At 64.6% G+C, this 20,267-nt stretch carries 19 protein-coding genes and 1 pseudogene; 7 read left to right on the forward strand and 13 right to left on the reverse strand.

The window, feature by feature from the left end; genetic code table 11:
* Nucleotides 1-329: 329 nt before the first annotated feature.
* Nucleotides 330-1,622, forward strand: a complete 1,293-nt coding sequence (locus IM760_RS01120; RefSeq protein ID WP_204426704.1) for a nitrate- and nitrite sensing domain-containing protein — start codon at nt 330-332, stop codon at nt 1,620-1,622.
* A 36-nt stretch (nt 1,623-1,658) separates the two neighbouring features.
* Here IM760_RS01120 and IM760_RS01125 read toward each other — a convergent pair whose 3' ends face one another.
* Nucleotides 1,659-2,135, reverse strand: coding sequence for a MaoC family dehydratase (locus IM760_RS01125; RefSeq protein WP_204426705.1), 477 nt, complete (start codon nt 2,133-2,135; stop codon nt 1,659-1,661).
* 113 nt (nt 2,136-2,248) lie between these two features.
* Between IM760_RS01125 and IM760_RS01130 the strand changes: the two genes are divergently transcribed.
* Nucleotides 2,249-3,508: a DUF2254 domain-containing protein gene (locus tag IM760_RS01130; RefSeq protein ID WP_204426706.1), complete on the forward strand. Its 1,260-nt coding sequence runs from the start codon at nt 2,249-2,251 to the stop codon at nt 3,506-3,508.
* 18 nt (nt 3,509-3,526) lie between these two features.
* Here the strand turns inward: IM760_RS01130 and mnmE are convergent, their stop codons facing one another.
* The 5 genes and pseudogenes from mnmE to rpmH form a co-directional block, all read right to left on the reverse strand.
* Nucleotides 3,527-4,903 (reverse strand): tRNA uridine-5-carboxymethylaminomethyl(34) synthesis GTPase MnmE, encoded by a 1,377-nt coding sequence (gene mnmE, locus IM760_RS01135; RefSeq protein WP_204426707.1) that lies wholly within the window; start codon nt 4,901-4,903, stop codon nt 3,527-3,529.
* A 95-nt stretch (nt 4,904-4,998) separates the two neighbouring features.
* The gene (gene yidC / locus IM760_RS01140) at nt 4,999-6,738 is read right to left on the reverse strand and encodes a membrane protein insertase YidC (protein WP_204426708.1); all 1,740 of its coding nucleotides are present in this window, start codon (nt 6,736-6,738) and stop codon (nt 4,999-5,001) included.
* A gap of 42 nt (nt 6,739-6,780) precedes the next feature.
* A complete protein-coding gene (locus IM760_RS18780; protein WP_239549550.1) occupies nt 6,781-6,918 on the reverse strand; it encodes a hypothetical protein in 138 nt (45 codons plus the stop codon).
* Between the two features lie 3 nt (nt 6,919-6,921).
* A pseudogene (locus IM760_RS18785) lies at nt 6,922-7,170 on the reverse strand (ribonuclease P protein component); the annotation flags it as partial.
* A gap of 42 nt (nt 7,171-7,212) precedes the next feature.
* Entirely contained in the window at nt 7,213-7,347 is a 135-nt protein-coding gene (rpmH, locus tag IM760_RS01150; protein WP_204426710.1) for a 50S ribosomal protein L34, read from the reverse strand.
* A 484-nt stretch (nt 7,348-7,831) separates the two neighbouring features.
* Between rpmH and dnaA the strand changes: the two genes are divergently transcribed.
* From dnaA to gyrB, 4 genes are all read left to right on the forward strand, one after another.
* Nucleotides 7,832-9,223: a chromosomal replication initiator protein DnaA gene (gene dnaA / locus IM760_RS01155; protein WP_204426711.1), complete on the forward strand. Its 1,392-nt coding sequence runs from the start codon at nt 7,832-7,834 to the stop codon at nt 9,221-9,223.
* 29 nt (nt 9,224-9,252) lie between these two features.
* Nucleotides 9,253-10,353 carry a DNA polymerase III subunit beta gene (gene dnaN / locus IM760_RS01160; protein WP_204426712.1) on the forward strand — a complete coding sequence of 367 codons (1,101 nt, stop codon included), beginning with the start codon at nt 9,253-9,255 and terminating at the stop codon, nt 10,351-10,353.
* Nucleotides 10,354-10,431: 78 nt separating this feature from the next.
* Complete coding sequence (recF, locus tag IM760_RS01165) at nt 10,432-11,529, forward strand: DNA replication/repair protein RecF (protein WP_204426713.1); 1,098 nt, start codon at nt 10,432-10,434, stop codon at nt 11,527-11,529.
* 9 nt (nt 11,530-11,538) lie between these two features.
* Nucleotides 11,539-13,953 carry a DNA topoisomerase (ATP-hydrolyzing) subunit B gene (gene gyrB / locus IM760_RS01170; RefSeq protein ID WP_204426714.1) on the forward strand — a complete coding sequence of 805 codons (2,415 nt, stop codon included), beginning with the start codon at nt 11,539-11,541 and terminating at the stop codon, nt 13,951-13,953.
* 55 nt (nt 13,954-14,008) lie between these two features.
* On the opposite strand, the gene IM760_RS01175 is transcribed toward gyrB, so the two are convergent.
* The 7 genes from IM760_RS01175 to IM760_RS01205 all read right to left on the reverse strand — a co-directional run bounded on the left by IM760_RS01175 (nt 14,009) and on the right by IM760_RS01205 (nt 18,799).
* A complete protein-coding gene (locus IM760_RS01175; RefSeq protein ID WP_204426715.1) occupies nt 14,009-14,374 on the reverse strand; it encodes an H-NS histone family protein in 366 nt (121 codons plus the stop codon).
* 86 nt (nt 14,375-14,460) lie between these two features.
* A complete protein-coding gene (locus IM760_RS01180; protein ID WP_204426716.1) occupies nt 14,461-15,222 on the reverse strand; it encodes a lysophospholipid acyltransferase family protein in 762 nt (253 codons plus the stop codon).
* Nucleotides 15,219-15,770 carry a D-glycero-beta-D-manno-heptose 1,7-bisphosphate 7-phosphatase gene (gene gmhB / locus IM760_RS01185; protein WP_204426717.1) on the reverse strand — a complete coding sequence of 184 codons (552 nt, stop codon included), beginning with the start codon at nt 15,768-15,770 and terminating at the stop codon, nt 15,219-15,221. The genes IM760_RS01180 and gmhB overlap by 4 nt, the downstream gene beginning before the upstream one ends.
* Before the next feature lie 57 nt (nt 15,771-15,827).
* Entirely contained in the window at nt 15,828-16,622 is a 795-nt protein-coding gene (locus tag IM760_RS01190) for an SDR family NAD(P)-dependent oxidoreductase (protein ID WP_204426718.1), read from the reverse strand.
* 79 nt (nt 16,623-16,701) lie between these two features.
* Nucleotides 16,702-17,466 carry a GntR family transcriptional regulator gene (locus IM760_RS01195; RefSeq protein ID WP_204426719.1) on the reverse strand — a complete coding sequence of 255 codons (765 nt, stop codon included), beginning with the start codon at nt 17,464-17,466 and terminating at the stop codon, nt 16,702-16,704.
* Nucleotides 17,463-18,362: a polysaccharide deacetylase family protein gene (locus IM760_RS01200; protein ID WP_204426720.1), complete on the reverse strand. Its 900-nt coding sequence runs from the start codon at nt 18,360-18,362 to the stop codon at nt 17,463-17,465. The genes IM760_RS01195 and IM760_RS01200 overlap by 4 nt, the downstream gene beginning before the upstream one ends.
* Nucleotides 18,359-18,799 (reverse strand): nuclear transport factor 2 family protein, encoded by a 441-nt coding sequence (locus tag IM760_RS01205; RefSeq protein ID WP_228232713.1) that lies wholly within the window; start codon nt 18,797-18,799, stop codon nt 18,359-18,361. Before IM760_RS01205 ends, IM760_RS01200 begins: the two co-directional genes overlap by 4 nt.
* 277 nt (nt 18,800-19,076) lie before the next feature.
* Between IM760_RS01205 and IM760_RS01210 the strand changes: the two genes are divergently transcribed.
* Nucleotides 19,077-20,261: an ABC transporter substrate-binding protein gene (locus IM760_RS01210; RefSeq protein ID WP_204426722.1), complete on the forward strand. Its 1,185-nt coding sequence runs from the start codon at nt 19,077-19,079 to the stop codon at nt 20,259-20,261.
* Nucleotides 20,262-20,267: the final 6 nt, after the last annotated feature.

A 20,267-nucleotide genomic window follows, 5' to 3' on the forward strand; every position in this document is an offset into this window, starting at 1 on the left:
TTTTTGTCGACTTTTTCCGGAGAGCTACTAGCAAATTGCCAGCAGGCACCATACCCGATTTCAGACGATTTACCGATACGTGGCAATCAAAAATGCCACCCCCACTTCCCTGCTCCGCCGCCGTCCTGGTGCCGCGCGGCCCCCCGCTCGTGGTCCGATCCGGTGCACCCGATGCACCAAGGCACGGCACGACCGGGTGTCAGGTCGGCGGAAGGTCTCGTCCCGGCGACCGCCGTGGCGGGTGACCGCCGGTTTTCCAGGGGCACCGGGGAGATGGAACATAACTTGCCTGGATCCCGTCAGGCCGCTCCATCAGGAGGACTTCGGCGATGGCTTCCCCCGCGCCCACTTCGGACGCTTTCATACTGGCCGCCAAGCAATGCGAGATCGGGATTCTCGAGGAGCTGACGGAAACCTGCGACGTGGTCACCGCGATCAGCGAACTGGTGCACGAGCTTCAGCGCGAGCGGGCGCTGTCCAACATTCATCTGGTGTCCCACGGCGAACGCCTGGTGCCGCAGCGGCGACAACAGATCGAACGCTGCCGACATCAGGAAGACCGGCTGCGCCATCTTCTGAGCCGGCGTTATCTGAATCATCCGCCCGGTCATACCGGCATGCCGCTGCTGAACACCATCGCCCTGGTCTTGCAGGGCATGGACGGGCTGCCGGCACTGCGCAATAAAATCAGCGATCTGGGCATGAGCCCCGAGGACGCCACCTTCGCCTTTCGACGGTTGATCGCCGGTCTGCTGTCGGTGGTCTTTCACGCCGCGGACGTGGCCAGCGAACCGATCATCACCCGCACGCTGGTGGCGCTGTTCAACTTCATGCAGGGCAAGGAGTACGCCGGCCAGGAGAGGGCCTGGGGTTCCATCGGCTTCGCCACCGGACAATTCAACCGTGAATGGGGCGAGCGCATCGAACAGCTCCAGGAACTTCAGAATCGCAGCTTCGAGGATTTTCGTCGCTTCATCGACGAAGCTCTGGAAACGCAGTGGCGGGCCCATGAAGCGGACGCCTGCAACACGGATCTGAACCGGCTGCGATCGCTGATCGAACGGCTTTGTCAGGGCGACTCCATCGATTCGGAAATCAGCGAAGTCTGGTACGAGGTGGCCACCCGGCGCATCGACGGCCTGCGCGCCATCGAGACGGCCCTGACCGCGGCCCTGCAGCAAACCTGCCGGGAACAACTGACACGGGCCCGGCACGATCTTCGTTCTCAGCAGTCCCGGCTTTCCGATCTGGTCCATCATCAAACGCCGCTGACGCTGCTGTTCGACACCCGGGCCCTGCCCTTCACCGATCATTTCCAGCGCCGGGACATTGGCTCGCCGGAACAGGCCCGCTCGGTCTACGAGCTGATGCTCGGCCAGGCCGAACAGATCAAGCAAATGGAGGAGGCCCTGGAGGATGCCCGCCGCGCGCTGCGCGAACGCAAGCAGATTGAAAAAGCCAAGGGTCTGCTGATGAGTGAACTGGGCTTGAGCGAAGAGCAGGCCTATGCGCGCATGCGGGAGAAGGCGATGCGGAACAACCAGAAATTGGCGGAGCTGGCCGTCACCTTGATCGACGCCGCCGACGCCGCCCGGGAGAACGGACGCGCCCCGAAAAACTGAACGCGCCCCTCCGGGCCCGGCGGCCGGCGCCCGACGTCAGGCCGGGCGCTTGCGAATCAGGTTCATGCCCTTGAAGCTGGCCACCACCTCGCCGTCCTGATTGATGCTTTCCATCAGCGCGAAGATCACGCCCCGGTCCGCCTTCGACCGGGACGGCCGCGCCTCCAGCACGGTGGCGCGCAGGGTCAGCCGGTCACCGGGCCGCACCGGCCGCAGCCAGCGCACCTCATCGACGCCCGGCGAGGCCAGGCCGGCCACCTTGGACACATAGTGGTCCACCATCAAACGCATCATCAGACTCAGGGTGTGCCAGCCACTGGCGATCAGCCCGCCGAACGGCCCCGCCGCCGCCGCCTCCGGATCGATGTGCATGGCCTGGGGGTCGAAGCGCCGCGCGAACGACAGCACCTCCTCTTCCTCCACCTCGATGGGGCCGAACTCATAGACCGCCCCCTCGGGATAGTCCTCGAAGTAACGGTCGCTCTGTGGCACCGCGAAGGTCGTCACGGCCATGGCCTCTCTCCGATCAGGTGAAAAGCACGATGATAACGCCCCCGCCCCCGGAATAACGAGACCGGCCGGACTGCGCTATGCTGGGCCCGGCGAGCAACAAGGAGCGGGCCCGGATGTTTTCAAAATGGCAGTGGTGGTTGATGCAGTTTTCCCGGGCCCTGTGGGTGCGCGCCACCGCCTTCGCGATTCTGGCCGTGGGCACCTCGCTGCTGGCCATCGTCGGCCAGCGCTGGCTGCCCGCCGATCTGCCGGTCACCGTGGGCGCCGACGCGGTGGACACCATCCTCAATGTGCTCGCCTCCAGCATGCTGGCGGTGACCACCTTTTCGCTGAGCGTGATGGTCAGCGCCTACGGCGCCGCCACCAGCAACGTGACGCCACGGGCCACCAAACTGCTGATGCAGGACAGCACCACCCACAACGCCCTGGCCACCTTTATCGGTTCGTTTCTGTTCAGCCTGGTGGGGCTGGTGGCGCTCAGCACTGGCGCCTACGGCGAAGGCGGCCGGGTGATTCTGTTCCTGGTCACCCTGCTGGTGATCGTGCTGATCGTGATCACCATTCTGCGCTGGATCGACCACCTCTCGCGGCTGGGCCGGGTGGGCGAAACCACCGACCGGGTGGAACAGGCCACCCGCGCCGCCCTGCGACAGCGCGCCGCCCACCCCACCCTGGGCGGCCACCCCCGGGACCCGGACCAGCCGCCGCCCGCGGCGGCGCGGCCGGTGTACCCGGATCGTATCGGTTATGTGCAGCATGTGGACGGCGACGCGCTGTCCGACTGGGCGGATCGACAGGACGCCGAGCTCTACCTGGCGGCCCTGCCCGGGCACTTCGCGCATCCCCACCAGCCGCTGGCTTGGGTGGTCGGCGGCGGCCGCGATCCGGAGGCGTCGGTGCGCGCCGGTTTTACCGTGGACGACGAGCGCACCTTCGACGAGGACCCGCGTTTCGGCCTGGTGGTACTCTCGGAAATCGCCTCCCGGGCCCTGTCCCCGGCGGTCAACGACCCGGGCACCGCCATCGACGTGATCGGCCGGTCGGTGCGCATCCTGGCGGAGTGGCGGCGGGTCGGCGAGCAGGCCGCCGCCGAGCATGGCGGTGACCCGGTGCGCCGACCGCGCCTGTGGGTTCCGCCGCTGAATGAGGCGGATTTCTTCGACGATCTGTTCAACCCCATCGCCCGGGACGGGGCGTCACTGGTGGAGGTGCAGATCCGCCTGCAGAAGGCCCTGGCCGCCCTGGCGGCGCTGGGCTTTCCGGAGCCCGCCCGCCGGCACGGCCGGCTGGCCCTGGCCCGGGCGGAAGCGGCGCTGGTCTCGGAGGAGGACAAGGCGCACCTGCGCCAACGGGCGGACTGGCTGAGCCGTTAGCGGTGCGCTCCGGCGGCGCTATTTGCCGATGCAGAAGGACGAGAAGATGCGCCCCAGCAGATCGTCGGCGGTAAAGGCGCCGGTGATTTCCTCCAGGGCCTGCTGGGCGGCGCGCAAATCCTCCGCCAGCAGTTCGCCGGCGGCGTGCTGGTAGAGCTGTTGGCGGCCCTTTTCCAGGGCGGCCAGGGCCTGTTCCAGGGCGGTGATGTGGCGGCGGCGGGCGGAGAAGCGGCTTTGCCCGGTGCCCTGATAACCGGCCACGGTTTTCAGGTGATCGCGCAGCGCTTCAAGCCCCTCGCCGGTGGCGGCGGACAGGGCGAAGGTGTCCGCCGGGGAAGGCCGTGGCCCCGCCGGCAGGCCGCTCAGGTCCGCCTTGTTGAGCACCCGGGTCACCGGCAAATTCAGATGGTCCAGCTCCTGCTGGCTGCGCGGCAGCAGGGTCGCCAGATCGGTGAGGTCCACGTCCGTCTCCTGGGAATCCACCACCACCAGCAACCGGTCCGCCTTGCGGATTTCCTCATAGGCGCGGCGGATGCCTTCCTGCTCCACCCGGTCCGGGCTCTCGCGCAGCCCGGCGGTGTCGATCAGGTTCAGGGGCAGACCGTCCAGCTGAATGGCTTCGCGCAGCACGTCCCGGGTGGTGCCGGCCACTTCGGTGACGATGGCCGCCTCGTGGCCGGCCAGGGCGTTCATCAGCGACGACTTGCCGGCGTTGGGTTTGCCGGCGATCACCAGGGTCAGGCCCTCGCGAATCAGCCGGCCCTGACGGGCGCTGTCCAGCACCGTGCCCGCCTGGGCGATCAGGTCGGTGAGATCGTCCGCCACGCCCCCTTCGGAAAGGAAGTCGATTTCCTCTTCCGGGAAATCGATGGCCGCCTCCACGTAGATGCGCAACTGGATCAGCTGCTCCACCAGGGTATTCACCTCCCGGGAGAAGGCGCCCTGCAGGGAGCCGAGCGCGGCGCGGGCGGATTCCCGGGTGCCGGCGTCGATCAGGTCGGCGATGGCCTCCGCCTGGGTCAGGTCCATCTTGTCGTTGAGGAAGGCGCGCTGGGAAAACTCCCCGGCCAGCGCCGGGCGGGCGCCGTGATGCACGCAGGCGGCCACCAGGGTATCCAGAATCACCGGGCCGCCATGGCCCTGCAGCTCCACCACGTCCTCGCCGGTGAACGAACCGGGGCCGGGAAACCAGAGCACCAGCCCTTCGTCGATCAGCTGGCCCTGCCCATCGCGGAAGCGGGCGAAATGGGCGGTGCGCGGCGTCAGGGCCCGGTCACCGATCAAAGCACCGGCGATACGCCGGGCGTCCGGCCCGGACAGACGCACCACGCCGACACCGCCCCGGCCGGGGGCGGTGGCGACGGCGACGATGGTATCGGGAGCGGTAAGCGGCATGGCGGAATTATAGAAAGGGCCGGGGCGCGGAGGCCAGAAAGAAAAAGGCCGGTCACGGGGACCGGCCTTCGCGGATCGGTGACGCCACGGGATCGCTAGCTTTCGCTTTCGATCTTGCGGGTGATCACGTACTGCTGGCCGATGGACAGCAGGTTGTTGGTCAGCCAGTACAGCACCAGACCCGCCGGGAACCACAGCATGAACACCGAGAACACCAGCGGCATCCACTTCATCACCTGGGCCTGGGTGGGGTCCGCCGGGGTCGGGTTGAGGCGGGTCTGCAAGAACATGGACGCGCCCATCAGGATCGGCAGCACGAAGTAGGGGTCCATCACCGACAGGTCGTTGATCCACAGGAAGAACGGCGCCTGGCGCAGCTCCACGGATTCCAGCAGCACGTAGTACAGGGAGATGAACACCGGCATCTGCACGATCATCGGCAGACAGCCGCCCAGCGGGTTGATCTTCTCGCGCTGGAACAGCTTCATGGTTTCCTGCTGCTGTTTCTGGCGATCGCTCTTGTACTCTTCCTTGATGCGCTGCATCTCCGGGGCCACCTTGCGCATCTTGGCCATGGAGCGGTAGCTGGTGGCGCTGAGCTTGAAGAACAGCATCTTGATGATGAACGTCAGCAGGATGATGGCCACGCCCCAGTTGCCGACGCCCACGCCCAGATCAATGTCCAGGCCGAACAGATCCAGTTCGCCGCTCTGCAGGAACACCAGCACGTGGAAAATGGGCTGGGCGATGAACCACAGCCAGCCGTAGTCCACGGTCATGTTCAGGCCGGGGCTGATGGCTTCCAGATTGTCCTGGATTTTCGGGCCGGTATAGAACTCGGCGTAGAACACCTTCTCTTCACCCGGAGCCACTTCCTGGTTGGCGCCGACGAAGCGCAGCAGGTACTCGTTGCGGTTCTGGCGGTACAGAGTGGAGTAGGTGTAGCGGCCCTGGGCGTCGGGTACCCAGGCGGACACGAAGTAATGCTGCAGCATGGCGATCCAGCCGCCATCCTGGGTGAGCTTCAGCGGCTCTTCCTGGATATCGTCGAAGGGCAGCTTGTTGTAGGGCTTGTCCGCGCTCCAGTAGGCGGCGCCCAGATAGGTGGGCATGGGGATGATGCCCTGGCTGCTCTTGCCCGGGTCCTCGCTGCCGTCACGCTTGATCTGGCCGTACAGGGCACCCTGCCAGGGCTCGCCGCTGTTGTTGCGAACGATATGGCTGACCCGCACCAGGTAGCTGCCGCGCTCGAAGGTATAGCGTTTGATGATCTCCACACCGCCGGCCTGCTGCAGCGTCAGATCCACGTTCAATTCCTTGTCACCGTCACTCAGCCGGTAGCTGGACTGGGCGGCCTGCCAGGTGGGGCGGCCGTCCTTGGTGTCGGTGCCGTTGCGGCCCACCAGGCCGCTTTGCGCCACATAGGTCCGCGCCTGGTCGTTCTCCAGCAGCACGAAGGGCTGGTCCGGGGTGTCGGCATGACGCGGGTATTCCGGCAGCGCCACCCGCACGATGTCGCCGCCCACCGGGTTGATTTCCAGATTCAGGACGTCGGTGTTGACCTGGATGCGCTGGCCCGGGTTGGCCGGCGTATCCGCGGTGGCCGGGGCCCGGGGTTGTTCACCGCCGGTGTCGGGGACGCCGCTGTCATTGGCGACGTCCGGCTCGGGCAGAGGATGGGCGGAATCCTCGTCGCCGGAGGGCCCGGCGTCCGCCGGAGCCTGCTGCTGGGTCACCGGAGTCGTCGGTGCCATGTAGTCCTGCTGCCAGGCCTGGATGAGCAGGTAGGAGACAACGGCAATGCCGGTGATCACTAACGCGCGAGGGATATCCATAGTCAGATTTAATTCTGGCGAGAAAAAGCGGACGGCAGTTTCTCAGTCTTGCTGGCGCTTGGCAAGCAGCTTGTCCAGCAGCGACGCCAGCAACGGCGTGGCGGAACGGCCGCCATCCGGCGGACAGGGGGCCCGCAGAAGGACGATCAGATCCAGGCCGGCCAGAGCATGTTGGCGCAATCGGAATTGCTCGCGGGCACGACGCTTAATGGCACCCCGGTCCACCGCCCGACGGGCACGACGGCGTCCCACCACCAGGCCAAGGCGGGCCTGCGGCAAGTTGTTGCGCCGGGCAAGAATCAGGATATAGCGGTCGGAGACACGGAAGTCCGGGGCATCGAAGACGGCCCGGAATTGATCACCGCCAAGAAGGCGTTGATCGCGGGTAAAGGAAAGCGAGGGAGAATCTGGAAGCGCTGACCGGTGCACCATGGAAAAACAGCAGTGACAGAACGGTCAGCGCCGACGGCCGACTCAGACGGTCAGCCGCTTGCGGCCCTTGGCGCGACGGGCGGCCAGTACCTTGCGGCCGTTTTTGGTGGCCATGCGGGCACGGAAACCGTGGTTGCGCTTGCGCTTCAGATTGCTCGGTTGGAATGTCCGTTTCATGGCGTCATCCCCAAAAGTGGATTCAGGTGTCTATAAGAGGGCGCGGATAATAGCCCTGGCGAGGAGGGCTGTCAACCGATCCGCGAGTCCGGTGGGTTCGGGCCGGCACGGCCTGGGTAGCCGGTTATCAATAGATTTAAGAATTTAAATTTCTTTTTAGAAGCAGTGGTAGTAATAGGGGAAAGCGGTTTCTGTGGAAAAGACTGAAAAGTCTAATGTATTCAACGAGTTGGCATGTTGTTAACTGCCTTATAACTGTGTGTAACCCCTGGTGACGGCACGCGGACAGCCTGTCGAAGGTTGTGGAACAGATTCATGCACGAGGTTATCCCCAGGGTTTTCGCCCCGTCGGCGCACAGGGTTGTGGACCCACTTATCCACAGCTGGCACGAAAAGAAAAACACCGGTCAAGCTGTGGATAATTGGGCGCGCGGGGGTATAGAATGCGCAGTCTTATTTCATGGATTCAGGCAAAGGCGGGGACGTGTCCGAGGAGCTTTGGCATCGCTGTTTGACGCGGCTGGAGGACGAATTGCCTTCGCAGCAATTCAATATGTGGATCCGGCCGCTGCAGGTGTCGGCGTCCGCGGACGGGGGAGAAATGACCCTGTTCGCGCCCAATCGCTTCGTGGTCGACTGGGTTCGCGACAAATACCTGGAACGCATCGGCGAGGTGCTGGGCGAATTGCAAAGCGGCCCCCTCCCCCAGGTGCGTCTGGAAGTGGGCAGCTCCCGGTCCCGCCCGGCGCCGCCGGCCCAGCCCTCCGCCCCGGCGCCCGAGCGGCGCGCCACGCCCTCGGTGGAGCCGCGCCCGCGGGCGGTGTCCACGGAACTGGGGGGCGCGGCCAAACATCGCAGCAACCTCAATTCCAGCTTTACCTTCGTCACCTTCGTGGAAGGCAAGTCCAACCGCATGGCCAGCGCGGCGGCCCAGCAGGTGGCCGAGAACCCGGCCAGCCACGGCTACAACCCCCTGCTGCTGTATGGCGGCGTGGGGCTGGGCAAGACCCACCTGATGCACGCGGTGGGCAACGAGCTGCTGCGGCGCAACCCCAACGCCAAGGTGGTCTATCTGCACAGCGAGCGGTTCGTGGCGGACATGATTTCGGCGCTGCGCAACAAGACCATCAATGAGTTCAAGCGCTTTTACCGGTCGGTGGACGCGCTGCTGATCGATGATATTCAGTTTTTTGCAGGTAAGGAGCAGTCCCAGGAGGAGTTCTTCCATACCTTTAATGCCTTGTTGGAAAACGGCCAGCAGATCATCCTGACCTGCGACAAGTTTCCCAAGGAGGTGGATGGCCTGGAGGAGCGGCTGAAGAGCCGGTTCGGCTGGGGGCTCTCCCAGCCGCTGGAACCGCCGGAGCTGGAGACCCGGGTGGCGATCCTCAAGAAGAAGGCCGAGGAAGCCCGGGTGGAACTGCCCAATGACGCTGCCTTCTTTATCGCCCAGCGTATTCGCTCCAACGTGCGCGAGCTGGAAGGCGCCCTGCGCCGGGTGATTGCCCATGTGCGGTTCACCGGGGCGCAGATCGATATCGGTCTGATCAAGGAGGCGCTCAAGGACCTGATTGCCTTGCAGGCCCGGCAGATCAGTATCGACAATATCCAGCGCACCGTGGCGGAATACTACAAGATCAAGGTGCCGGACCTGCATTCACCACGGCGCACCCGGTCCGTGGCGCGGCCTCGCCAGGTGGCGATGGCACTGTCCAAGGAATTGACCAGTCACAGCCTGCCGGAGATCGGGGAAAGTTTTGGCGGCCGTGACCACACCACCGTGCTGCACGCCTGCCGCAAGGTGGCGGAATTGCGGGAATCCAACCCGGAAATAGAAGAAGATTACCAGAACCTCCTGAGGACCCTGACGTCCTGACGGATCCACTGATAACGGGAAAGCGAGACATGAAATTCTCCATCAACCGTGAACAACTGCTCAAGCCGCTGCAGCAGGTGGCCGCGGTGGTCGAAAAACGCCAGACGTTGCCGGTGCTGTCCAACGTGCTTATGGAAGTGGGCGACGGTCAGCTTTCCCTGACCGGTACCGATCTTGAACTGGAGCTGGTGGCCCGGTTGCCGCTGGAAGGCGAGCACCAGGCCGGGGAAACCACGGTGCCCGCCCGCAAGCTGGTGGACATCGCCAAGAGCCTGCCGGCGGAGGCGGACATTCGCTTTGAGATGGACGGCGAACGCATGCTGGTGCGCTCCGGCCGCAGCCGTTTCTCGCTGACCACCCTGCCGGCGTCCGAGTTTCCCAACCAGGACGAGGACAACGCCGGCTCGGTGCTGGAGATCGCCCCGTCCGCGCTGCGAGACCTGATCGACCATACCGCCTTCTCCATGGCCCAGCAGGACGTGCGTTACTACCTGAACGGCATGCTGTTCGAGCTGCGCCCGGGCATGCTGCGGGCGGTGTCCACCGACGGCCACCGGCTGGCCCTGTGCGACGCCAGCATGGAAGGCCAGAGCGAAGAGGCCTCGGTGATCCTGCCGCGCAAGGGCGTGATGGAGCTGGCCCGTATTCTGTCCGACGCCGGCGAGAGCGTGCGTCTGACCCTGGGCCGCAATCATGTCCGCATCGTAGCGGGCTCCATTACCTTTACCTCCAAACTGGTGGACGGCAAGTTCCCGGAGTACGAGCGGGTGATTCCCAAGGACGGCTCGCGCATTGTTCTGGCCGACCGGGAGACCCTGCGCCAGGCCCTGGCCCGGGTGGCGATTCTTTCCAACGAGAAGTATCGCGGCGTGCGGGTGCAGCTCTCCGAGGGCAGCCTGCGTATCGTGGCCAATAACCCGGAGCAGGAGGAAGCGGAGGAAGAAGTGTCCGTGGATTTCGACGGGGGCCCGTTGGAAATCGGCTTCAACGTCAGCTACCTGCTGGACGTGCTCAACACCATGGACGGCACCCAGGCCCGCCTGGAACTGGGCGACAGCAACAGCAGTGCGCTGATCACCGATCCGGAGCACGAGGCGGCCCTGTATGTGGTCATGCCCATGCGTCTCTGATTCTCCGTCCGTTACCCGGCCCGGCGACTCCGCCGGGCCGCCGCTCCCCGCCTCTTTGCCCTCGCCCCTGCCCCGTCCATGCTGACCGATCTGCGACTGACCGACTTCCGTAATTATCGGGAAGCCGAGCTGGCTCCGGCGCCGGGTCTGAACCTGATTTTTGGCGACAACGGCAGCGGCAAGACCAGCCTGCTGGAAGCCATCTATTTCATCGGCAGTGGTGGCCGCTCGTTTCGCGGTGGCCGCCTGTCCAGGCTGGTCCGGGACGGCGCGCCGGCGGCGACCCTGTTCGCTCGGGTGGCCCAGGGCGAGCTTGAGCATCGTCTGGGGGTGCGCCGCTCTCCCTCCGGTATCGATTCCCTGAAATTGAACGGCGCCACCCCGGGTGCGCTCAGTGACGTGGCGGCGTTGCTGCCGGTGTTGGCGCTGCATCCTCAATCGGTGGAGCTGGTGTTCGGCGCGTCCGCCCTGCGCCGGCGGTTCGTGGATTGGGGAATGTTCCACGTGGAACATTCTTTCCTTCCCGCTTGGAAGGAAGCGAACACCGCCCTGAAACACCGGAACGCCCTGCTCCGCAGTCGCCGTATCAGCCCTCGTGAGCTGACATACTGGGACCAGAAACTGGCGGCGACTTCTGGTAGTATTGAAGGGTTGCGAAGTGGGTATTTGCAACGTTTGAAGGCGGAGTGGAAAGCGGTGCTCGCACTGCTGGCGCCGGAGTTGAAAGGCGACCTGACGCTGCAGACCGGCCTCCGGGACGGCGAGTCCTATCTGGACGCTCTGACCCGCACCCGCGAAGACGATCTGCGTCGCGGGTTCACCCAAACCGGGTTTCATCGCTCGGAGCTGAAGATCACCGTGGGCGGCACCCTGGCCCGGGATCGTGTATCCCGCGGGCAAGCGAAGGTACTGGCCTATGGCCTGGTGCTGGCCCAGCTGCCGTTGATCGCGGCGGCGGGAAAGGTCTGCACCCTGCTGGTGGATGATCTGGGCTCGGAGCTGGATCAGGACCATCGGGCGACGCTGCTGGCGTTTCTGGCCCGGGGCGCGCACCAAACATTGATTACCGCGGTGGACCGGGAACAGCTGGGCCCCGCGGTGGTGGAAACGGGCGAAGCGGCAAGAATGTTCCACGTGGAACATGGCCGTGTTCGACGGATATCGGACGACCCATAGGATTAGGACATGGCGGAGAAAAACTACGATTCATCCAGCATCAAGGTGCTCAAGGGTCTGGATGCGGTTCGTAAACGTCCCGGTATGTACATCGGTGATACCGACGATGGCACCGGCTTGCACCACATGGTCTTCGAAATCGTGGATAACTCCATCGATGAGGCGTTGGCCGGCCATTGCTCGGAGATCAAGGTGATCATCCACCCGGACGAGTCGGTCTCCGTATCGGACAACGGCCGGGGCATCCCCGTGGACATGCACCCGGAGGAAGGCGTGAGCGCCGCCCAGGTGATCATGACGGTGCTGCACGCCGGGGGTAAGTTCGATGATAACTCCTACAAGGTGTCCGGCGGCCTGCACGGTGTGGGTGTGTCCGTGGTGAACGCCCTGTCCGAGCACCTCAAGCTGACCATCCGCCGCCACGGTAACGTCTACGAGCAGAGCTACCAGCACGGCGTGCCGCAGAAGGACCTGGAAGTGGTGGGCACCACCGACAGTACCGGCACCGCGGTGCATTTCCGCCCCTCCGCCGAGACCTTCAGCAACATCAAGTTCCACTACGATATCCTGGCCAAACGCCTGCGTGAGCTGAGCTTCCTGAACTCCGGCGTGCGCATCCACCTGATGGACGAGCGCAGCGGCGACGAGGACGTGTTCCAGTACGATGGCGGTCTGAGCGCCTTCGTCAGCTACCTGAACCAGAGCAAAAGCGCCCTGAACGAGGTGTTCCACTTCCAGATCGAGCGGGATGACGGCATTACCGTGGAAGTGGCCATGCAGTGGAACGACTCCTACCAGGAGAACATCTTCTGCTTCACCAACAACATTCCCCAGCGGGACGGCGGCACCCACCTGGCCGGCTTCCGCGCCGCCCTCACCCGCAGTCTCAACAACTACATGGACAAGGAAGGCTTCCTCAAGAAGGAAAAAGCCAACCCGTCCGGGGACGATGCCCGGGAAGGCCTGACCGCGGTGATTTCCGTGAAGGTGCCGGACCCCAAATTCTCCAGCCAGACCAAGGACAAGCTGGTTTCCTCCGAGGTGAAGACCGCGGTGGAGCAGACCATGTCCGAGCGGTTCCAGGATTACCTGCTGGAGCATCCCAGCGAGGCCAAGATGATCGTGCAGAAGATCATCGACGCCGCCCGCGCCCGGGACGCCGCCCGCAAGGCCCGGGAAATGACCCGCCGCAAGGGCGCCCTGGACATCGCCGGCCTGCCCGGCAAGCTGGCGGACTGCCAGGAGAAGGACCCGGCGCTGTCCGAGCTGTACATCGTGGAGGGTGACTCCGCGGGCGGGTCCGCCAAGCAGGGCCGCGACCGCAAGTACCAGGCGATCCTGCCTCTCAAGGGTAAGATCCTGAACGTGGAGAAGGCGCGCTTCGACAAGATGCTGTCGTCCCAGGAAGTAGCTACCCTGATTACCGCCCTGGGTTGCGGTATCGGCCGCGACGAATACAACGCGGACAAGCTGCGCTACCACCGCATCATCATCATGACCGACGCGGACGTGGACGGCTCCCACATCCGTACCCTGCTGCTCACCTTCTTCTTCCGGCAGATGCCGGAGATGATCGAGCGCGGCCACATTTATATCGCCCAGCCGCCTCTGTACAAGGTGAAAAAGGGCAAGCAGGAAACCTACATCAAGGACGATCCGGCCCTGGAGGACTACCTCACCACCCTGGCGCTGGACAAGGCCGCCCTTTACCCCGGCGACGGCGCGCCGCCGGTTAGCGGCGAGCCGCTGGCCAAGCTGATCGCCGAATACCGGCAGGTCATGCGCATCGTCGAGCGTCAGTCCCGGGTGTTCCCGGCGGTGGTGCTGGAGCAGATGATCTACATGGGCTCCCTGGACGAGAAGCGTCTGTCCGACCGGGCGGCCATGGAAGAGTGGTGCCAGCGCCTGGGTGCCCGGGTCGACGCCCTCACCGACGCCACCCAGAGCTTCACGGTGAGCGCCGAGGAAGACAAGGAACGCGGTCTTTTCCTGCCACGTGTGCAAGTAATCGCTCACGGGCTACCCCGCGAATACCGGGTTTCTCTGGAGTTCCTGCAGTCACCGGACTACGAGCGCATCAAGCACCTGGGGGAAACCCTGGAAGGTCTGCTGGCGGAAGACGCGGCGGTGGAACGGGGTGAGAGCCGGCGGCCGATCCGCCACTTCGCCGATGCCCTGAGCTGGCTGATGCAACAGGCCCGTCGCGGCACCAGCGTGCAGCGCTATAAGGGTCTTGGTGAGATGAACGCGGACCAGCTGTGGGAAACCACCATGGATCCGGAATCCCGACGTATGCTGCAGGTGACGGTGGAGGATGCGATCGCCGCCGACCAGATCTTCACCACCCTGATGGGCGATGACGTGGACCCCCGGCGCCAGTTCATCGAGTCCAACGCCTTGCAGGTGTCCAACCTGGATATCTGATCGACCGGAAAGGACGCGCGACCGGCGGGGCCGGTCGCGCCGAACAAGGCGGATTTTAAACCTCGAAGTCTTCCAGCTTGGCGCCCTGCTCCACTGCTTCGCGCAGCCACACCGGGCGTTTGCCACGGCCGGTCCAGGTCTGGGAGCTGTCCTTCGGATTGCGGTATTTGATCTTCGCCGGTTTACGCACGCCCGCCTTTTTCTTACGGGTGGTGGATTTGCGTGCGGTGGTCTTCTTCTTGCGACCCTTGTTCTCTTCCAGCAGGTCGTCCACGGAAACGCCCAGATCCTTGGCGATCTTGTTGATTTCCGCCTGAGCGTTCTTCACCGCTTCCATGCGTTTTTTCTCGAGCTTGCGCTCCGCCTGGCGGATCAGTTTTTCGAGATCGGCGACGGAGTAATCATCCAAATTAATGGTCATTTCGGGTGTTCCTTAACGGTAGCGACGAACATGAGTTATAAGCGGCTATCGCGGCCGACTGTAAGTATTATCCCGGGAAAACGCAATTAGGGCGTTGTATTTTTGTTTAACCGTCCCGGATAGTGATAAATAATCCACTGTTCGGCGGCGGCGGTCACGGTTTTTGCGTCCTTGCCATCGGTATTAATCACCGGACTGATACGCAGGGTGATTTCACCGGGAAAGCGCAACCAGGAGCGGGCCGGCCAGCAATCGCCACTGTTGTGCGCCATCGCCACCACCGGCACGCCGGCACGGCAGGCCAGCAACGCGCCGCCGTGATTAAAATGGCCCAGGGTGCCCGGTGATTGGCGCGAACCCTCCGGGTAAATGACCACCGGAACGCCCTCGTGCAGGCGCGACGTGCCCTGGCTGAGCAGTGCTTTCAGGGCCGCCCTTCCCTTGCCCCGGTCGATGCGGATGGGGCGCAACAACGCCAGTCCCCAGCCGAAGAACGGCAGCCACAACAGTTCCCGTTTCAGCACCGTGGCCTGTGGGGAAATCAATAATTGTAAAAAGAAGGTTTCCCAACTGCTCTGGTGATTGGCCAGCACCACGAAGCCGCCCGCCGGCAGATGCTCGCGGCCCTCCACGCGTACCCGCACGCCGTTCAGGTGGCGAAGCAGTGCCATGGAAAAACCGGTCCAAAGGTTCACGAAACGGTAACGTTTTCTAAACGGTAAAAATGGCCCGATCAGCACACAGAAAAAGCTGTGAACGACACCGGCCAGGTTATAGAGAATAAAAAACAGCACACTGCGAATGACGATGCCCGGAGTGGCGCGGCGGGCGCCGGCGGGTGGGTTCATGGAGCGTCCTTGAGAAACTGATCGACAAAGCGGGCCAGGGAGTCATAAACCACCACCGGGCCCAGGTTCTCGGGCAGGCCCTTGTCCAGGGTGCGCCGGCCCTTGCCGGTGAGCACCAGCACCGGGCGGCAGCCCCGGGCAACGCCGGCCTGCAGGTCTCTGAGACTATCACCAACCAGGGGCACGCCGGCCACCTCGCCATAATCGGCAACAATTTGGTCGATCAGTCCGGCGGCGGGCTTGCGGCAGTCGCAGCCGTCGTCCGGGCCATGGGGGCAGACGTAAATACCGTCGAGGCGGGCACCGGCCTCCGCGAGATGGTCGACCATGCGAGCGTGAATGGCCTCCAGGGTGGTGGTGTCGAACAGGCCGCGTGCCAGACCGGATTGGTTGGTGGCCACCACCACCCGGTAGCCGGCCCGGTTGAGCCGGGCGATGGCGTCCGCGCTGCCGGGCAGCGGGTGCCATTCGTCCGGGGTTTTGATGTAGGCGTCGGAGTCTTCGTTAACGACGCCGTCGCGGTCGAGAATAATCAGCTTATTGGTCATGGCGGCGAGTATACCAGCCGGACCCCGCCGCGGCGCCGGTCGCTGATCAGGCCATGATCAAGCCATGGTATCCACGATCCCACCTTCCACGCGCAGGGCCGCGCCGGTGGTGGCGGAAGCCTGCGGGGACGCCAGATAGACCACCATATTGGCCACTTCCTCCACATCGGCGACCCGCTGAATAATCGACGTGGGCCGGTTTTCCTTCACGAAGCGCTCTTCCATCTCCTGCTCGGAAAGGCCTTTTTCCTCGGCCATTTCATGCAGCATTTTGCCGACGCCTTCGGATCGGGTGGGCCCGGGCAACACCGCGTTGACGGTCACCTTGGTGCCGCTGAGCACCTTGGCCAGGCCCCGGGAGATGGACTGCACGGCACTCTTGGTCATGCCGTAGTGGACCATTTCGGTGGGGATATTGAGCGCCGATTCGCTGGACAAAAACAGCACCCGGCCCCAGTCCCGTTTTTTCATGCCCTGGGCGTAGTGGCGGGACAGACGGACCGCGCTCATCACATTGACCTGGAAAAACTGCTCCCAGTCTTCATCGGGAATATCAAAAAACGGGGTGGGCCGGAAAATGCCCACGTTATTGACCAGAATATCCGCTTCCGGATGGGCGTCGATCAGGGCCTGGCACCCTTCGGCGGTGCCCAGGTCCGCTTCCACGCCGTGGGCGGTAACGTCGGGCAGGTCGGCCTTGAGCCGCTCGATGGCCTGATCCACGCGCTGGCGGGTTCGGCCGGTGATCACCACCTCGGCGCCGGCGGCCGCCAGGCCCTGAACGATGCCAAAGCCGATGCCGGCGGTGGATCCGGACACCACCGCCTTCTTGCCGGACAGATCGATACGCATGCTCACACTCCCTTGCTGCTGTGGGTGAACTCGAAAATGAGCGAGTCTCCTTGTCTAGTGGCGACGGTCCGCGGCGATCTCAAGAGCGGGCGGACAGACCCAGCATATCCGCCAGGCTCAGATCCGTGTCTTCCTCGACCAGTTGAAGATGGGCTTCCAGGTCCCGCAGGTGGCGGTCGTTCTCGCGCTGGGCGCCGGCCACGTCGCCGGCTTCCAGGCAATCCACCACCCGCCCGTGCTCATCGTGCTCGCAGGTGGCGTTGCCCGGGGGCTGAAACAGCGCCACCACCAGGCAGCAGCGGGAAATGATCTCGGCCAGATAGCGGTGCAGCATGGGGTTGCGGGACAGCTCGCCCAGCCGCAAATGAAAGGCGCTGGCCAGACCCGCCCATTCGGTCTGGGCGTAGCGGTGCATGGCGTCCCGTTCCTTTCGTAACTGGCGGCGCAAGGAAGCGTAATCGGCACGGCTGGCGTGGGCCGCCACCAGCGGCAGCACCGCCGCTTCCAGGGCCCGGCGGGCTTCGAACAGCTTGCCCACGTCCTCACGGCTGGGCATGGCGACGATGGCACTGCGATTGGGGCGCAGTTCCACGATATGGTCGTGGGCGAGCCGCTGCAGCACTTTCTGAACCAGGGTCCGGCCCACGCCGAACAGTTCGCACAGGGCGGCTTCCGGCAGGCGGGTGCCGGGTTTGAGCCGCTGCTCCATGACCCGGTCGACGATAGCGGCGTAGATCCGCTGCTCCTTGTCGGCGGGTTTTTCCCGGGCCGCCGGCGCCTGGCCGGCCAGGGCCTGAGGGCGGACCTTGGGCCGGCCCCGGCCCTTGGGGGCGGTAGCGTTCATAGAAACAGACCGTCCATGTGGTCGCAGATGGCACCGGGGGTGGTCAGCCAGAGCGCGTCCCGGTGCGCGGCGATATGGGTCAAGGCCCGGCGCAGATGCCGCAGCCGGTAGGGCTGCCCCATTAAATAAGGATGCAGGGCGATGCCCATCACCAGCGGCTGCCTTTCCGACTGCGCCAGCATTTCGTCGAACTGATCCACGATCATATCCGCGAACGCCCGGGCGTCCAGCTTGCGGGCGATGATCATCGGAATGTCGTTCACTTCCTGGGGATAGGGAATCGCCCACAGCCCGCGCCCGTCGCGGGTGCGCATACGCACCGGCTGATCGTCGTGGCACCAGTTCAGGGTGTAGCGGTAGCCGGTTTCGGCGAGCAGGTCCGGAGTGTGTCGGGATTCCCCGATCCAGGGCGACAGCCAGCCGGACGGGGCGGTGCCGGCGGCCGCCGCCATGCGCTCGCGACAGTGGGCCAGCAGCGCTTTTTCCTCATCCTCCGCCAGGGTGCCCTGGTAGCTGGCGTTGCTGTGACCGTGGGCGATCAGTTCGTCACCGCGGGCGGCGCAGGCTTCCAGCAGCTCCGGGCAATGGTCGTAGAGCGCGGTGTTGGCGATGGTGCCGGCGGGCAGGCCCAGGGCATCGAACAGCTCCAGGCAGCGCCAGGCGCCCACCCGGTTGCCGTATTCCCGCCAGGCGTAATTGAGCACGTCCGGTTCGGCGAACCGGGCGCCGAGCTGGGCGCCCATGCCCTCGCCAAAGGCGAAGTGTTCCAGGTTGAACCCCAGGTACACCGCCAGCCGCTTGCCGCCGGGCCAGTGATAGTCCGGTCGCTGGTGGATGCCCTGGTAATCGAAGCGGCCGTGGTCGGCCAGCGGCGCGAAGGGTTGTGGTTGGTTCATGAGGCGTCCTGGGCCAGGCCGGCGCGGATCAGCAGCCATTCGGCGCTGTCGTTCCACACATCCATTTCGGTAATCCGTCCGTCGCGGACCACGTAACGGTCCACGTAGCGGTTGCCTTCAAAAGGCGTGCCGTCCGGCCATTCCCCGTACAGGGTGCCGATGTTGTAGACCACCGCCCGCTCCAGGGTGCCGCCGGCCACCACCTCGGTGGCTTCGAAGCGCTTTTTCACCCAGCCGTAGCGGCTCCGGTTGAAGGCCGTGCATTCCGCGGGGTCGGCCATGGGCCGGTTGCCGGTGAAGCGGATCACCAGGTCCGGCGCCACGAATTGGCGGGCGGTGTCCGGGTCCGGTTTCATCAGGATGCTCAGATAGGTATCGATAAGGGCGGCGGGGTCGCGAATGGGTGTATCGCTGTTCCACTCTGGTGCGTTGTCCATGGTCGGGTCTCCTTCTTGCCCCTTGCCTGTGCGCGCCGGACCGTGGGTTCGGTGGCCATCCGGGGTCCGTTCCGGGGCGCCGGGCGGCGGCATGGATCCGCCACGATCCGGGGATTTTTTGTCGACAATTAAAGGTTTAAGTGACGCCAGAAATTAAAGCAATTTGCGTGCCCGATACCGGAAAACCGCAACATGGCACGGGCTTTGCGTTGTCGGGGAAGCGGATCGGCGGCTGGCGCCGCGGTCCGGTTCATCCCAACACCTGAAGGGGAATCCCATGTTGCGTATCTCTCGCGTTTTAGTGGCCGCCGCGCTCACCGCGCTGCTGGCCGTGCTGCCGTGGCGCGCCGCCGTGGCGGCGGAGCCGGTGAAGATCGGCCTGATCACGGCGCTGTCCGGGCAGTCGGCCCTGGCCGGCCAGGCCATCTCCCGTGGCGTGCAACTGGCCATCGACGAAATCAACGCCGCCGGCGGCGTGCTCGGCGGCCGTGAACTGGTGCTGGTGCGCCGTGACGACGAGTCCAACCCGGCCAAAGGCGTGGTGGCCGCCCGCGAACTGATCCACAAGGAAAAGGTGGCGGTGCTGTTCGGCGGGCTGGATACGCCGGTGGCCCTGGCCATCGTGCCGCTGGCCAATCAGGCGAAGATGCCCTTTATGGACCCCTGGGCGGCGGGCACGCCGATTACCAAGAACGGCGCCGATCCGAACTTCGCGTTCCGGGTGTCCGCCATGGACGAGCTGGTGGACGTGGCCATGGTGGAGTACGGCCAGAAAACCTTCGGCTCGGAAAAATTCGGCCTGCTGATGATCAACAACCCCTGGGGTGAGTCCAACCACAAGGGTCTGGTGGCGGCCCTGGACGCCAAGGGCATGAAGCCCGCCGGCAGTGAAAAATTCGACGGCGACGCCATCGACGTGGTGCCGCAGCTGACCCGCCTGCGTGACGCCGGCGCCGACACCATCGCCCTGGTGGGCAACGTGGGCCCCTCCGCCCAGGTGGTGAAATCCCTGCGCCGCATGGGCTGGGACGTGCCCATCGTGTCCCATTGGGGCCCCGCTGGCGGCCGCTTCACCGAGCTGGCCGGTCCCGGCGCCGAGAAAGTCCACTTCGTGCAGACCTACAGCTTCTTCGGCGACCAGTCCGAAGTGGGCAAAAAGGTGATCGCCGCGCTGAAGGACAAGTACGACGACATCAACGGTCCGCAGGACATCACCCCGGCGGTGGGCGTGGCCAACGCCTATGACGCCATGCACCTGACCGCGCTGGCCATCGAGAACGCCGGTTCCACCGACGGCGACGCCATCCGCGAGGGCTACTACCAGATCGACACCTACCCGGGCCTGATCAAAACCTATCAAAGCCCGTTCTCCAAGGAGCAGCACGACGCCCTGGGCCCGCAGGATTATGTGTGGGCGCAATTCATCGACAACCGCATCGTGCCGGTTGGTCTGAGCGACTGACGGAAA

Origin of the sequence: Alloalcanivorax marinus, assembly GCF_016906305.1 — a bacterium.
GTDB classification, from domain to species: Bacteria; Pseudomonadota; Gammaproteobacteria; order Pseudomonadales; family Alcanivoracaceae; genus Alloalcanivorax; species Alloalcanivorax marinus.

Bases quoted from the DNA above. Each gene is read 5' to 3' on its own strand.
- IM760_RS01125 (WP_204426705.1), bottom strand. From the start codon at position 2,135: ATGGCCGTGACGACCTTCGCGGTGCCACAGAGCGACCGTTACTTCGAG.
- dnaN (WP_204426712.1), top strand. From the start codon at position 9,253: ATGAAATTCTCCATCAACCGTGAACAACTGCTCAAGCCGCTGCAGCAG.
- IM760_RS01205 (WP_228232713.1), bottom strand. From the start codon at position 18,799: ATGGACAACGCACCAGAGTGGAACAGCGATACACCCATTCGCGACCCC.
- yidC (WP_204426708.1), bottom strand. From the start codon at position 6,738: ATGGATATCCCTCGCGCGTTAGTGATCACCGGCATTGCCGTTGTCTCC.
- IM760_RS01180 (WP_204426716.1), bottom strand. From the start codon at position 15,222: ATGAACCCACCCGCCGGCGCCCGCCGCGCCACTCCGGGCATCGTCATT.
- mnmE (WP_204426707.1), bottom strand. From the start codon at position 4,903: ATGCCGCTTACCGCTCCCGATACCATCGTCGCCGTCGCCACCGCCCCC.
- IM760_RS01195 (WP_204426719.1), bottom strand. From the start codon at position 17,466: ATGAACGCTACCGCCCCCAAGGGCCGGGGCCGGCCCAAGGTCCGCCCT.
- gmhB (WP_204426717.1), bottom strand. From the start codon at position 15,770: ATGACCAATAAGCTGATTATTCTCGACCGCGACGGCGTCGTTAACGAA.
- rpmH (WP_204426710.1), bottom strand. From the start codon at position 7,347: ATGAAACGGACATTCCAACCGAGCAATCTGAAGCGCAAGCGCAACCAC.
- IM760_RS01120 (WP_204426704.1), top strand. From the start codon at position 330: ATGGCTTCCCCCGCGCCCACTTCGGACGCTTTCATACTGGCCGCCAAG.
- gyrB (WP_204426714.1), top strand. From the start codon at position 11,539: ATGGCGGAGAAAAACTACGATTCATCCAGCATCAAGGTGCTCAAGGGT.
- IM760_RS01130 (WP_204426706.1), top strand. From the start codon at position 2,249: ATGTTTTCAAAATGGCAGTGGTGGTTGATGCAGTTTTCCCGGGCCCTG.
- recF (WP_204426713.1), top strand. From the start codon at position 10,432: ATGCTGACCGATCTGCGACTGACCGACTTCCGTAATTATCGGGAAGCC.
- IM760_RS01175 (WP_204426715.1), bottom strand. From the start codon at position 14,374: ATGACCATTAATTTGGATGATTACTCCGTCGCCGATCTCGAAAAACTG.
- IM760_RS01190 (WP_204426718.1), bottom strand. From the start codon at position 16,622: ATGCGTATCGATCTGTCCGGCAAGAAGGCGGTGGTGTCCGGATCCACC.
- IM760_RS01210 (WP_204426722.1), top strand. From the start codon at position 19,077: ATGTTGCGTATCTCTCGCGTTTTAGTGGCCGCCGCGCTCACCGCGCTG.
- IM760_RS01200 (WP_204426720.1), bottom strand. From the start codon at position 18,362: ATGAACCAACCACAACCCTTCGCGCCGCTGGCCGACCACGGCCGCTTC.